Origin of the sequence: Mesorhizobium alhagi CCNWXJ12-2, assembly GCF_000236565.1 — a bacterium.
Lineage (GTDB): Bacteria > Pseudomonadota > Alphaproteobacteria > Rhizobiales > Rhizobiaceae > Allomesorhizobium > Allomesorhizobium alhagi.
The window spans coordinates 1-14,101 of the sequence record NZ_AHAM01000119.1; the positions used below are offsets into that span (position 1 = coordinate 1).

General features: G+C 62.9%; 11 protein-coding genes and 2 pseudogenes. 9 read left to right on the forward strand and 4 right to left on the reverse strand.

The annotated features are described in order from the left end of the window. From MAXJ12_RS13955 to MAXJ12_RS36770, 8 genes and pseudogenes are all read left to right on the forward strand, one after another. A pseudogene (locus MAXJ12_RS13955) lies at positions 1-251 on the forward strand (competence/damage-inducible protein A); the annotation flags it as partial. Between the two features lie 74 nt (positions 252-325). Next, positions 326-1,165, forward strand: coding sequence for a universal stress protein (locus MAXJ12_RS13960; protein ID WP_008836540.1), 840 nt, complete (start codon positions 326-328; stop codon positions 1,163-1,165). A 37-nt stretch (positions 1,166-1,202) separates the two neighbouring features. After that, positions 1,203-2,000, forward strand: a complete 798-nt coding sequence (locus MAXJ12_RS13965; protein ID WP_244421494.1) for an alpha/beta fold hydrolase — start codon at positions 1,203-1,205, stop codon at positions 1,998-2,000. Between the two features lie 118 nt (positions 2,001-2,118). Beyond that, the gene (gene gpt, locus MAXJ12_RS13970; RefSeq protein WP_008836542.1) at positions 2,119-2,616 is read left to right on the forward strand and encodes a xanthine phosphoribosyltransferase; all 498 of its coding nucleotides are present in this window, start codon (positions 2,119-2,121) and stop codon (positions 2,614-2,616) included. Between the two features lie 162 nt (positions 2,617-2,778). Further along, positions 2,779-3,270, forward strand: a complete 492-nt coding sequence (locus MAXJ12_RS13975; protein WP_040586288.1) for an NUDIX hydrolase — start codon at positions 2,779-2,781, stop codon at positions 3,268-3,270. Between the two features lie 101 nt (positions 3,271-3,371). Further along, positions 3,372-4,925, forward strand: a complete 1,554-nt coding sequence (locus MAXJ12_RS13980; protein ID WP_008836544.1) for an inorganic phosphate transporter — start codon at positions 3,372-3,374, stop codon at positions 4,923-4,925. Positions 4,926-5,503: 578 nt separating this feature from the next. Beyond that, complete coding sequence (locus MAXJ12_RS13985; RefSeq protein WP_008836545.1) at positions 5,504-9,328, forward strand: vitamin B12-dependent ribonucleotide reductase; 3,825 nt, start codon at positions 5,504-5,506, stop codon at positions 9,326-9,328. A 76-nt stretch (positions 9,329-9,404) separates the two neighbouring features. Beyond that, entirely contained in the window at positions 9,405-9,749 is a 345-nt protein-coding gene (locus tag MAXJ12_RS36770; protein ID WP_139043893.1) for a hypothetical protein, read from the forward strand. 395 nt (positions 9,750-10,144) lie between these two features. Here MAXJ12_RS36770 and MAXJ12_RS13990 read toward each other — a convergent pair whose 3' ends face one another. The 4 genes and pseudogenes from MAXJ12_RS13990 to yghU form a co-directional block, all read right to left on the reverse strand. Then, positions 10,145-11,017, reverse strand: coding sequence for a transglycosylase SLT domain-containing protein (locus MAXJ12_RS13990; protein WP_008836547.1), 873 nt, complete (start codon positions 11,015-11,017; stop codon positions 10,145-10,147). A 530-nt stretch (positions 11,018-11,547) separates the two neighbouring features. Further along, positions 11,548-11,835, reverse strand: a pseudogene (locus tag MAXJ12_RS13995) (helix-turn-helix domain-containing protein); the annotation flags it as partial. Between the two features lie 223 nt (positions 11,836-12,058). Beyond that, complete coding sequence (locus MAXJ12_RS14000) at positions 12,059-12,463, reverse strand: hypothetical protein (RefSeq protein WP_244421495.1); 405 nt, start codon at positions 12,461-12,463, stop codon at positions 12,059-12,061. Between the two features lie 11 nt (positions 12,464-12,474). Next, entirely contained in the window at positions 12,475-13,347 is an 873-nt protein-coding gene (gene yghU / locus MAXJ12_RS14005; RefSeq protein WP_008836550.1) for a glutathione-dependent disulfide-bond oxidoreductase, read from the reverse strand. Positions 13,348-13,525: 178 nt separating this feature from the next. On the opposite strand from yghU, the gene MAXJ12_RS14010 reads away from it, so the two are divergent. Then, positions 13,526-14,083: a type 1 glutamine amidotransferase domain-containing protein gene (locus MAXJ12_RS14010; protein ID WP_008836551.1), complete on the forward strand. Its 558-nt coding sequence runs from the start codon at positions 13,526-13,528 to the stop codon at positions 14,081-14,083. Positions 14,084-14,101 lie beyond the last annotated feature (18 nt).

The following is a 14,101-nucleotide window of genomic DNA, read 5'->3' on the forward strand; positions in this document are numbered from 1 at the left end:
CGACGCTGAAGACCGGCACGAAGCTGCTCTCAGCCACCGTCCAGTGCTCGTTCGGCGAAGGCACGATCGGCGGACCGCTGGCTGAGATCCAGAAAGCGCACCCCGACACCATCATCGGCTCCTATCCAAAATATCTCGACGGGAAATTCTGGACCGAACTGGTGGTGCGGGCACGGGAGGCAACGGCGCTGGAGGCGGCGCGCGCCGAGGTTGAGGCAATGGTCGCCGGGCTCGTCAAGACCGGACCGTAATTGACGCTGGCGGAACCGCGCGCGACCCATCATTGTTGTACTGAAAGGGCCGGATCGCGTTTCAGGAGGCTACCATGCCGTTCAAGACGATCATCGCCATCATCCAAAGCGCCGAAGACACTGATCGGGTGCTCGATTGCGCAATCCCGCTCGCCGCGCGCTTTGAAGGTCATGTGATAGGCGTCCATGCCGAGCCCCTGCCGGTCGCCTACGCCTCGACCATCGGTTTTCCAGACACCGAGTTCCTGCAGGCCACGGCCGACATGAACAAGGAGCGCTCCAAGAAGCTCGAGGGCCTGTTCCGGGGCCGCCTCGAGGCTGCGGGCCAGTCCTTCGAATGGCGCGGCCTTGAGAGTTTTTCAGGCGACAGCGCGCTGTCGGGAATTTCCAGTGCGCGCTGCGCCGATCTGGTCGTCGCCGCCCAGCGCAATCCCGACGCCGATTCCGATACGTCCACCGACATCGACACTCTGCTCTACGATGCCGGGCGGCCGGTGCTGGTCGTGCCGCATGCGGGGCCGTCGCTCAGCTCATACAACCGCATCCTGATCGCCTGGAACGGCAGCCGCGAGGCGGCGCGCGCCGCCTTCGACGCGCTGCCCTTCATCATCGAGGCGGAGCAGGTCGAGATATTGGTCATCGATCCGCCCGAGGATCTCGAAGCCGATGCCGACGCCGGCGGCGCAGAGATCGCGACCGCGCTTGCGCGCCATGGCGCCAATGTCGCCGTGGCGATGGAAGAATCCGACGGCCGCGCGGTCGACGATGTGATCCAGGACCGTGTCGGAGCCATCGGCGCCGACCTGCTGGTCATGGGCGCCTACAGCCATTCCTGGCTGCGCGAATTGCTGTTCGGCGGCATAACCCGCACCGTGCTGCAATCGATGCCCGTCGCGACGTTCATGTCGCGGTGACAGACGCCTCCCCGTGTCGTGGAAACTCGATGAGACCGTGCAAACCTCGGCAGGTACGGTGGCAGCGGGCCGACTTGGCAGCGGGCCTGCACTCGTGCTGGCCCACGGCTGGCCGTGGTCTTCGTTCTCATGGCATCGGATCGTTCCGGGACTTGCAAGGCGGTATCGCGTCCACTGGTACGATATGCCCGGATACGGGCGATCCGCCAAAGACGCGGAGCAGCGCACATCGCTCGACGTCCAAGGAAAGGTGTTCGCCGAGATGCTTGCGCATTGGGATCTCGAGCAGCCAATGGTCGTTGCCCATGACATGGGTGGAGCGACGACGCTGCGGGCGCATTTGCTGCATGGCTGCGATTTCGGCCGCTATGTTTTGATGAACGTCGTCGCGATGCGTCCCTGGGGATCGGAATTCTTCGATCATGTCGGTCGACATGTGGATGCCTTTCTGGGGCTGCCGCCGCATATCCACAGAGCGGTCGTGGAGGCCTACATCAAGGGAGCGATCGTCAACGACATCGATTCGGGAGATTTCGAGCGGCTGGTCGAGCCGTGGATTTCCGATGAGGGACGAGGGAGCTTCTATCGGCAATTCGCGCAAGCCGATGAAAAATATACCGCCGAGATCGAGCCGATGTTCGGGGAGATCCGCTGTCCGGTCAAAATCATCTGGGGCGAGGACGATCCGTGGATCCCGCTGGAGCGAGGCAAAGCGCTTCATGCGCTGATCCCGCAGGCCTCATTCGAAACATTGCCTGGCGTCGGCCACCTGCCTCAGCTCGAAGCCCCGCAGCTCGTCCTGGAGCGGCTGAACGCGTTTCTGGAGCGATCCTAAACATCCGGACATCACCGTCCGGCAGAAGCGCTTGCCAAACCCTGGCCTTTCCAGTTAATTCCGCCCGCATTCCCCAATCTTCCGCGCTTCACTGGCGCGCTTTCGGAGTGCGCACAAAATGTCCCTTCCCGACAAGGCCTTTCCCGTTTCCTGGGACCAGTTCCACCGTGACGCGCGCGCGCTTGCCTGGCGTCTCGCCGGCGCCAACGGCCAGTGGAAAGCCATCGTCTGCATCACACGCGGCGGGCTCGTTCCGGCCGCCATCATTTCGCGCGAACTCGGCATCCGCGTCATCGAGACGGTCTGCGTGGCGTCCTACCACGATTACACCTCGCAGGGTCAGCTCAACATCCTCAAGGAGGTCACGCCGACGCTGGTCGAAAACGACGGCGAAGACGTGCTTATCATCGACGACCTGACCGATACCGGAAAGACGGCGGCGATCGTCCGCGCAATGATGCCCAAGGCGCACTTCGCCACCGTCTATGCCAAGCCCAAGGGTCGGCCGCTGGTCGACACCTTCGTCACCGAAGTGTCTCAGGACACCTGGATCTACTTCCCCTGGGACATGGGCTTCACCTACCAGAAGCCGATCGCCGACGATCACGTCGGCTGAACCACTCTGATCACTACGCCCCACGCGAAAAAGCGGCATTTTTGGCCCGCCGATGCAGCCTTTCGGCGTCTGGACGGTTTATTTTTTACTACTAATACACATATTTAACCGTAATATTCTTGAGACGGCAAACGAATCGGATTGGGACGACCCGGCGCCTCGATGTTCATCAGCCACCAGAAACGGAACCACCTAGCGGAACGGATAAGACGCCTCTTTGGCGCCATGCCCTGCCGCGTGCAGGTGGCTGCGTTGCCGTGGCGCAAGACCGCCTACGGGGTCGAGGTCATGCTCATCACCAGCCGCGACACCGGCCGGTGGGTCATTCCGAAAGGTTGGCCCGAGGGCCAGGAGGATCTTTACGAGTCGGCCGCCCGCGAGGCGGCCGAGGAAGCCGGTCTTTTCGGCTCGGTTTCGCGCTTCGAGATCGGCCGCTACTATTACGGCAAGCGCCAGCCTTCCGGCATGGAGGCGCGCTGCGAGGTTCTGGTCTTCCCGATGGAGATCGATCAGGTCGCCGAAAAATGGCCCGAGCGGAAGAAGCGCAAGCGCAAGTGGTTTTCGCCGCAGGCTGCCGCGGCAATGGTGCGCGAACCCGACCTCGGCGAACTGATTTCCGCGTTCGGCGTTAATCCACGGGAATCTGCTGCCTGAACAGGCTCGTCCGTACCTTCTGACTTGTCCGCGGCTTGGCATTTCCCTAGCTAGAGCGCGCGGGATCGGCGTGCCGCGTTGAAATTCGTCAGGACGGGGTCATGGCCGACACAACAGCAGCAAGCCGCAAGGAGACCCTCGACAAGGATCTGGATAAGCTCAGCCATGTCGAGGAAGCCGCGACCTTCGTGGCGCGCGGTCTCATCGCGCCCGGACTCGCGCTGTTGTTCATGGCCGCCGTGGCGGGCGCGGCCGCCGTCTATGCCTTCGACGAGCCGCGTGCGATCTTCATCGTCGCGGCTGCCGCGATCGGCGCCTACATGGCGCTCAACATCGGCGCCAACGACGTCGCCAACAATGTCGGCCCGGCGGTCGGCGCGAAGGCGCTCACCATGACCGGCGCGCTGGTCATCGCGGCGATCTTCGAGACCGGAGGCGCGCTGATCGCCGGCGGGGACGTCGTCGCAACCATTTCCAAGGGGATCATCGACCCCACGGCCGTTTCCAATCCGACCGTCTTCATGCGCCTGATGCTGGCCGCGCTGATCTCGTCAGCTCTGTGGGTCCACATCGCGACCTGGGTCGGCGCCCCGGTCTCGACTACCCATGCCATCGTCGGCGGCGTCTTCGGGGCCGGCGTCGCAGCGGCGGGGCTGGCCTCGGTCAACTGGCCGGTAATGGGCGCCATCGCCGCAAGCTGGGTGATCTCGCCGGTTCTCGGCGGCTTGGTGGCGGCTCTCTTCCTCGCCTTCATCAAATCCGCCATCATCTACCAGGACGACAAGATTTCAGCCGCCCGGCGCTGGGTACCGCTGCTCATCGGCGTGATGGCCGGCTGCTTCGCGTCTTATCTTTGCACCAAGGGGCTGGGCCGCATCCTCGATATCTCCGCCTACGATCTGGCGGCCGTCGGCGTGTTCAGCTTCGCGCTGTTCTGGGGCCTCTCGCAATACTACGTGAACCGCGCATCCGTCGGCATGGAAAACCGCAACCAGTCGCTGCGCAAGCTGTTCAGGCTGCCGCTGGTTGTTTCGGCGGCCCTGCTTTCCTTCGCGCACGGCGCCAATGACGTCGCCAATGCGGTCGGTCCGCTCGCGGCGATTGTGCACACGGCCCATTCTGGCGCCGTCTCTGGCAGCGTCGGCATCCCGCTATGGGTGATGGTCATCGGCGCGCTCGGCATTTCCTTTGGCCTGCTGCTGTTCGGCCCAAAACTCATCCGCATGGTCGGCGAGCAGATCACCAAGCTCAACCCGATGCGAGCCTTCTGCGTGGCGCTTTCGGCGGCGCTCACCGTCATCGTCGCCTCCTGGTTTGGCTTGCCGGTCAGTTCCACCCATATCGCCGTCGGCGCGGTATTCGGCGTCGGCTTCTTCCGCGAATGGTACACGGCCAAATCGCGGCGCAGGCAGGCCTATATGGAACGCAAGAACCAGCGCTGGGTCGCGGAGCGGCCATCTGACAGTGGCGAGAAGAAGGTGGTCGGCAAGGCGCGCCAGATACACAGCAAGGCCTCGCGCGAGGAAATCGCCCGCCGCAAGCTGGTGCGCCGCGCCCACGTCACCACCATCGTCGCCGCCTGGATCACCACCGTGCCCGCCGCAGCCCTGCTCGCAGCCGGCGTCTTCCTTGGTCTCGGCCTGCTTGGCCGCTGACTGGCGGCCGCCGACCTGACGTTTTTTCTCCCCGCTATCCACATTCACGGCCCACAACATGTTGGGGTCATAAAACTTACAGAAACGAACTCTTGACGGGCGAAAGCGAGTCGCCTTTTATGGGTCATGCGCTCCGAGTATGAGGCGCGGCCGGCGGTGACAGCACCGGTCTTTTTCCCGGATTTCCCATGCGTTCTGGCGGACCGGCCCGTTTCGGCGGCGGGTCGACGCACGGGATTTCTGCGGGCGTTTTTCGCGTCTGGCATAAAATTGTGACACTGGAATAAATCGTCTGTTAACACTATATTTAGCGTTTGCGGCGATGCTTGAATACCAGATAGGGTGAACCTCTCCCGATTGGAGACTCACTGTCAGGCATCGAAGAAAGCGCTGCGATTTTCGCCGGAAGGGGATCGCCGGCACGCCGGAATCGGCGGGAAAGCGGTCGCGGCGGAGATCGAAGATTTGGGGGGCCCGGCCCGACAACGGCCGGCATTTGAAGGACACGCGCCTTCATGCGGATATCACGAGGGTATCCGGTGGATAGGTGCTATATATAGGGACTGAAGGACAGACCAATGCGCATCGAGCGGCGTTTCACCAAGGACGGGCAATCGGCTTACGCGGAGATCGAATTCCGCAAGGCGCTCTCCGAGATCAAGAACCCGGACGGCTCGGTCGTCTTCCGTCTCGCCGACATCGACGTGCCGGCGCAGTTCTCCCAGGTCGCCGCCGACATCCTCGCACAAAAGTATTTCCGCAAGGCCGGCGTGCCTGCGCGCCTGAAGAAGGTCGAGGAGACCGGCGTGCCCTCCTTCCTGTGGCGCTCCGTGCCCGACGAGGCAGCGCTTGCCGAACTCCCCGAGAAGGACCGCTATGGCTCCGAGACCGACGCCCGCCAGGTTTTCGACCGCCTCGCCGGCACCTGGACCTACTGGGGCTGGAAGGGCGGCTATTTCGCTTCCGAGGAAGACGCCCGCGCCTTCAAGGACGAGCTTTCCTACATGCTCGCCACCCAGCGCGTCGCTCCGAATTCGCCGCAGTGGTTCAACACCGGTCTGCACTGGGCCTATGGCATTGACGGTCCCGGCCAGGGCCATTTCTACGTCGACCCGTTCACCGGCAAGCTCACCAAGTCGAAATCCGCCTACGAGCACCCGCAGCCGCATGCCTGCTTCATCCAGTCGGTCGCCGACGACCTCGTCAATGAAGGCGGCATCATGGATCTGTGGGTGCGCGAGGCGCGCCTGTTCAAATACGGCTCCGGCACCGGCTCCAACTTTTCCTATCTGCGCGGTGAAGGAGAGAAACTCTCGGGCGGCGGCCGCTCGTCCGGCCTGATGTCGTTCCTGAAGATCGGCGACCGCGCCGCCGGCGCGATCAAGTCGGGCGGCACCACGCGCCGCGCCGCCAAGATGGTGGTGGTCGACGCCGACCACCCCGACATCGAGGCCTATATCGACTGGAAGGTCAACGAGGAGCAGAAGGTCGCCTCGCTGGTCACCGGCTCGAAGATCGTCAAGCAGCACCTCGCCAAGATCATGGCCGCCTGCATCAATTGCGAGGCCGACAATGGCGACTGCTTCGACCCGCTGAAGAACCCGGCGCTAAAGCGCGAGATCAAGGCGGCGAAGAAGAATTCCGTCCCGGAAAACTACGTCAAGCGCGTCATCCAGTTCGCCAGGCAGGGCTACACCTCGATCGACTTCAAGACCTACGACACCGACTGGGATTCGGAAGCCTACCTCACCGTTTCCGGCCAGAACTCCAACAATTCGGTCTCGCTGAAGGACGATTTCCTGCGCGCCGTCGAAAATGACGGCGAATGGAACCTGCTTGCCCGCAAGGACGGCAAGGTCATGAAGACGCTGCCCGCGCGGGAACTCTGGGAAAAGATCGGCCACGCCGCCTGGGCGTCCGCCGATCCCGGCCTGCACTTCAACACCACGATGAACGACTGGCACACCTGTGCGTCTGCCGGCGCGATCCGCGCGTCCAATCCGTGCTCGGAATACATGTTCCTCGACGACACGGCCTGCAATCTGGCCTCGATCAACCTCCTGCCCTACCGCAATGGCGACGGCAATATCGACATCGCCGCCTACGAGCACACGGTGCGGCTCTGGACGATCGTGCTCGAAATCTCCGTCATGATGGCGCAGTTCCCGTCCAAGGAGATCGCAAAGCTCTCCTACGAGTACCGCACGCTCGGTCTCGGCTACGCCAATATCGGCGGCCTGCTGATGACCTCGGGCATCCCCTATGATTCGGCCGAGGGCCGCGCCATCGGCGGCGCGCTCACCGCAATCATGACCGGCGTCGCCTACGCCACTTCCGCCGAAATGGCGTCCGAACTCGGCGCATTCCCGGATTACGACCGCAACGCCCAGAACATGCTGCGCGTCATGCGCAATCACCGCCGCGCCGCCTATGGCGACCGCGACGGCTACGAAAAGCTGTCGGTCGCGCCGGTGCCGCTTGTCGCCTCCGATTGCCCGCAGGCCGAGCTCATCACCCACGCCCGCGCCGCTTGGGACCGCGCCATCGAGCTCGGCGAGGAGCACGGCTACCGCAACGCGCAGGCGACCGTGATCGCGCCGACCGGCACGATCGGCCTGGTCATGGATTGCGACACCACCGGCATCGAACCGGACTTTGCTCTGGTAAAGTTCAAAAAACTCGCCGGCGGCGGTTATTTCAAGATCATCAACCGCGCCGTCCCCGAAGCCTTGCGCACGCTGGGCTACACCGAGGCGCAGATCGCCGAGATCGAGGCCTATGCGGTCGGCCACGGCAATCTTAACCAGGCCCCCGGCATCAACCCCGGCTCGCTGAAGGCAAAGGGCTTCACCGACGAGAAGATCGCGGCCGTCAACGCCGCGCTCGGCCAGGCCTTCGACATCAAATTCGTCTTCAACCAATGGACGCTCGGCGCCGACTGGGTGAAGGAGACGTTCGGCTTCACCGACGAGCAGCTCAACGATTTCTCCTTCGAGATACTTCCTGCCATCGGCTTCTCACGCAAGGAGATCGAGGCCGCCAACATCCACATTTGCGGCGCAATGACCCTGGAAGGCGCGCCCTTCCTGAAGGACGAGCACCTGCCGGTGTTCGACTGCGCCAACCCCTGCGGCAAGATCGGCAAGCGCTACCTCTCGGTCGAGAGCCACATCAAGATGATGGCGGCGGCCCAGCCCTTCATTTCGGGCGCGATCTCCAAGACCATCAACATGCCCAACGAGGCGACGGTCGAGGACTGCAAGAACGCCTACATGCTGTCATGGAAGCTGGCGCTGAAGGCGAACGCGCTCTACCGCGACGGCTCGAAGCTGTCGCAGCCGCTCAACGCCTCGCTGATCGCCGATGACGAGGAGGACGAGGACGATGCGGTCGAGGCGCTGATCGCCGCCCCCGCCGCCGCGCGCGCCGCGCAGGTCACTGAAAAGATCGTCGAGCGCGTGGTCGAACGCCTCTACCGCGACCGCGAGAAACTGCCGAACCGCCGCAAGGGCTACACCCAGAAGGCGGTGATCGGCGGCCACAAGGTGTACCTGCGCACCGGCGAGTTCGACGACGGCCGCCTCGGCGAGATCTTCATCGACATGCACAAGGAGGGCGCGGCCTTCCGGGCGATGATGAACAATTTCGCCATCGCCATCTCGATCGGCCTGCAATATGGGGTGCCGCTCGACGAATATGTCGACGCCTTCACCTTCACCAAGTTCGAGCCGGCCGGCATGGTCCAGGGCAACGACGCGATCAAGAACGCCACGTCGATCCTCGACTATGTGTTCCGCGAACTCGCCGTCTCCTATCTCGACCGCCACGACCTCGCCCATGTCGACCAGTCCGATTTCGACAAGACCGCGCTCGGCCGCGGCATTTCGGAAGGCAAGGCCCTGCCCTTCTCCAAGGGCCTGACCCGCGGAGCCTCGCCGCTCAAGGTCGTCTCCGGCCAGGGCGTCGCCGGCCCCGACCCGAAGGGTTTTGCCGGTGGCGGCCAGGCCGGCGGAACCGGCCAGCCGGCGCGCTCGGCCCCGGTGGCCTTCTCCGGCTCCAACGTGCGGGCGCTGGCCTCGGCCTCGGCCAATGCCGGCCTGGCGGTCAAGCCCGCATTGGTCACCGAAGGGGCGACGGCCTTCAAGCGCGACTATGAGGAGCGCGCGCGCGAACTGACGGAAGAAGCGCTGGAGGACGAAGCCTCCGCCGCCTCGGCCCTGTTCACCGACGAGGCCGCCGAAGCCGCCGCCGAGGCGAAAGCCAAGGCCGCCGACCGCCGCGCCAAATCGCTGATGCAGGGCTACACCGGCAATTCCTGCTCCGAGTGCCAGAATTTCACGATGGTGCGGAACGGGACTTGCGAAAAGTGCGACACGTGTGGCGCGACGTCAGGGTGTTCGTGACGATCGCCTGAACAAATAAAAGATAACAGGTTCGGCCCGGTCGCAGATCGGGCCGAAATGGCCAAAGGAACATTTCATGAACGAAATGCCCATAGAGCAAAGAATACGGGATGAGGAATTGGGGCGTATTCCCATGTGGATCGCCAACAAAGAGAGATGGCCGAAAGATGTCCGGACCGTTGGCATGGACGAATTTGATAACCTAGGGATCGATCGACTCGGGAACCTTTATTGGGATGGAAAAGCAATTGAAATCCGGCGAATATCTCTAAGCGGTGGTCAAAAAATTCTTGCATCTTTCATCGCATTCGTGGGCTTCTGGGCAGCAGTTGGAGCTACGTTGCAAGGCTGGACGTCGGCGCACTCGTGGTTGTGTGAACTACATTGGCTCAGCCAGCCCTGGTGCCCTCTCGTTCCCTGACTTGCGAGATGCTGCATAAGGGGCTCGTATACGTCGCTCCTTCGTCATCCTAGCGGAGCAGGAGCGAAACGACGTAGCGGAGACCCCGGTATCCATGCTGCACCTGCGCGGGAGTGCTCCGGCGGTCCCAGAACGAGCCATAGGTCAGGTCAGGTCCGCGCCGACCCTTCCTGCACCGCCTCAGCCGTCCGGACGGTTACGGCATGGATCCTCGGGTCAAGCCCGAGGATGACGAATGCACAGACGTTCATGGCCAATCGCCAACGTCCGCGATTAGCAGTGCCACCTTCCCTTCGTCATCCTAGGGCGGAGCAGGAGCGAAGCGACGTAGCGGAGACCCTAGGATCCATGCCGTACCCTCATGGCAGTGCTCCGGCGGTCCAGAACCGCACCCTCTACCGCAGCACCGCCCCCACCAGCCGTTCGCCCAGATTGTAGACGAGATTCTCGAGGTCGGCTGCTGTCCAGGGCGACGGGGCAGCCGCTTTCACGCGGGTTTCGACGTCGCTGTATTTGCCGATGCGGGCTTCAATGAAGGAGCGCATGCGCTGGTGAAACTGGCCGACGGTGAGCTGCTTGCCCTTGGCCTTGAACATCGAGCCGTTGAACCGCGCCGCCTTGGGGAAGAATTTGCTGGCCTTGGCGTCGGGCGTCTCATCGGCATTCGACAGGAGCTTTGCCGCGCCGCTGGTGCCGAGAAAATGGGGGAGGTAGAGATCCCTCTCGTCCATTGTCTTCTCGATGCGGGCTTCGATGCGTTCCTTGGCCGCGAGCAGGTTCTTGGCGGCAAGCACCGCCGACAGATAGGGATCGCGCCTGAGTTCCAGGATGCGGTCCTCTTCGGCATCATCCGCGACGTAATGCAGTTCGCGCTTGCCGTCGGGGCGGGTGAGGATCATCTCTGCTTCGTCGCCCAGGCCGAATTCCTCGCCATACTTCTTGACGGCCTCGAGCCAAGTCTGGTCGAGGAATTGCATGAGGCCGAGCGCCGACCCTTTGGGCGGGCGGTTGTTGACGTCGAAGGACGACTCCTTTTCGGCGATCGCGAAAAGGGTGTCGGCAGGAAATTCTGTGTCCTTGGCGGCGCGCAGGATTTCACCGGCGATGTACTGGGAAACCTTGTACTCACCGAACTCGTGCACCGACATGCCGCCGGCGACGATCTGTTCCGCGCCTTCAGAAAGGATGGTGACGGTGTCCTTCAGGGCATCGACCAGCGTGCCTTTGACTTCCTTGCGTTGGGGAGCCGTGGCGTCCGGATCGACCATGTCGAACTCGGGAACAGCAGAGGGGAAGTCCAGCAAAGGGGATGGAACGGCTGCGGAAAGCGCGGCCTCCGTAACTCCCCCGGGCATTGCCCTTGAATGGAGCGGCCATGGCATGATGGCCACCGTCGCCGCAAGGCCAAGCCCCGCGACCGTTTTCGACAAAGGCCGTCCGCCCCCCGAAAGGAGTACGCCCCTGCGAGCAAAGAATTCTCGTGTTTTATGGAGTGACGCCAAGGTCCCCCTCCCGTTCCCTATCACTGCCCAGTTGTCTTGGCGCAGGTCTATTCCAAACGTTGAGCCGTCAACGTCGAAAAAGACAAGAAGAACGGTCGGTGTGCCTTCTAAATAGGCATGATTCATGGCGGTACAATGGCCGCAGTGCGGCAAAATAGGCCAAAATGTACAGTAATGTGATTTCTATCGGGCGTTGCATGGTGATGGATTGCTTGCGAAAAACTATACGTTTCGCCCAACATCCCTGGCCTGCTCAAGCCATGACCATCGGCTCTGAAACCCGTAGCGGCCGGCGCCTAGAGCCTCTCCACGACATCGATGCAAAGCTTCAAGCCAGCCTGAAGCTCACGTAATGTTCGCAGCAACGTGTCCTTGACCGCGGCGGGAACGGCATACGGCGCCTGGCCTTCCGAAAAACCACCGACCATGCCGGTATATTCGCGCAGGATTGCCATCGCCGCTTCGTAGCGCCCGGCCGGAATGCGGCTCTGGCCTCGCTCGTACTTGCCAAGCTGCTTTGGCGAGATGCCCGGCCGCGTGGCAAGCTGTTCCTGAGACAGGCCCGACGCCCTTCTCAACCGCGCAAGTTCCCGGCCCTTGGCTCTGTCGTGATCTCAGGTTTTCGCGAAGTCTGCATGTCGCTGTATTGTCAGAGCGCGACACTTAGACTCGCCAACCCTTCGCAACAATGCACCCAAGGTTCCTATCGGCCGCTTCCTGGCCACCTTGAATTCCCATAAAGGGAACTCAAAGCGGGAGCGGCAGGAAGTAAGGAACGAATTCCCGGCCAGTTCGCGAAACAGCCCGCTACTCCCTCGAAGCCAGGCACGGATCGAGCATCACCTGCTCTTCGCCAACGCGCGAATAGCCGCCCGCGAAGAGGACGACATCGCCCGGCTGCATGTCGTTGGTGCTGTAGGTCACGCACAACACCCGTACGTCCGGCTCCGCGCACATTACGAGATAGGCGAGCGCGCCGTCGGAATCGACCGCCGACAGCGCGCCGCGGACCGACATCGTGACGCGCGCATCGACCTGCGGCGCGCGCTCCACCCAGTCGCCTATGGTCTCGCAGGTAGCCGGCTGGTCGGCATAGCCCTCGCCGAGCCGGAACGGCCCGGCGGGGTCGCAGCATTCTTGCGCGAGCGGCTCGGTTGCCGCGGCAAGCAGCAGCGCCAGGGCCAGAGCCGTTGGCGCGAAGCCCCGGAACACGCCGGATGCCCTCACTCCGCCGCGATCTTGTCCTGCGTATTGGTATCGAAATCGCTGGCGTCGTGGCGCTCGCGCAGCTGGCCCGACGGATCGCCGCTGGTGCGGTTGACCATGCGGCCGCGCTTCACGGCCGGCCGCGCATGGAGCTGGTCGGCCCAGCGCAGCAGGTTCTTGTATTCGTGCACCGAAAGGAACTCGCCGGCCTCGTAGTTCCAGCCCTTCACCATGCCTCCGTACCAGGGCCAGATCGCCATGTCGGCGATGGTGTACTCGCCGCCCGCCACATACTCGTTGTCGGCCAGCCGCCGGTCCAGCACGTCGAGCTGGCGCTTCGTCTCCATCGCATAGCGGTCAATGGCATATTCGATCTTCTCCGGCGCATAGGTATAAAAATGGCCGAAGCCGCCGCCGAGGAAGGGCGCGCTGCCCATCTGCCAGAACAGCCAGGACAGCGTTTCGGCGCGGGCGGGCTGCTCGGTCGGCAGGAACGCGCCGAACTTTTCCGCGAGATGGACCAGGATCGCGCCGGATTCGAAGACGCGGATCGGCGTTTTCCCGCTGCGGTCCATCAGCGCCGGAATCTTCGAGTTCGGATTGATTTCGACGAAGCCGCTGCCGAACTGGTCGCCGTCGCCGATCTTGATCAGCCAGGCATCGTATTCCGCGCCTTTGTGCCCGGCTTCCAGAAGCTCCTCCAGCATGATGGTCACTTTGACCCCGTTCGGGGTGCCGAGCGAATAGAGCTGCAGCGGATGCTTGCCCACCGGCAGTTCCTTTTCATGTGTCGGCCCTGCGATCGGACGGTTGATGCTGGCGAAAGCGCCGCCGCTCGGCTTGTTCCAGGTCCAGACTTTTGGGGGAGTGTATGGGGCGGTATCGGTCATATTCAGAGCCTCTCAGGTGCTATCGCAATAGGGGTTGGTTCGGCGGGGAACCTCAACATATTTATGCGCCCTCGCCGTTTCAAAGGGATGACGCCCCTGGACCAAGACTTTGCCGGTGTCGGGAACCCCTCCTGGCCTTTGCCGTTCCCCCGAACATCCCCCAACAGAGGAGACCAAGATGAGCATTGCAGGAAAGAAAATAGCGATTCTCGCCACCCATGGCTTCGAGCAGTCGGAGCTCGAAGTGCCCTTGCAGAAGCTGAAAGAAGCCGGCGCGCAGGTCCAAATCGTCTCGCTTGAAGCGGGAGAGATCAAGGGCTGGGCCAAGAAGGACTGGGGAAGGCCGGTCAGTGTCGACAGGACGCTCGGCGAGGCAAAACCGTCGGACTACGACGCGCTGGTTCTGCCCGGCGGGCAAATCAACCCCGACCTGCTGCGTGTCGAGCCGAAGGCAATTGAGTTCATCAAGGGGTTCTGGCGCGACAACAAGGTCATCGGCGCGATCTGTCATGCGCCTTGGCTGCTGATCGAGGCGGAAATCGTCAAAGGCCGACGGGTCACCTCGTACCACTCGATCAAGACCGATGTGATCAATGCCGGCGGCCGGTGGGAGGATTCCGAGGTTGTCACAGATCAAGGCCTGGTCACCAGCCGCAACCCCGGCGATCTCGACGCCTTTTCGCGGAAGCTGATCGAGGAGATCGGCGAAGGCGTCCACCAGCGCCGCGCGGCCTGACACGCGAGAGAGCGGCGG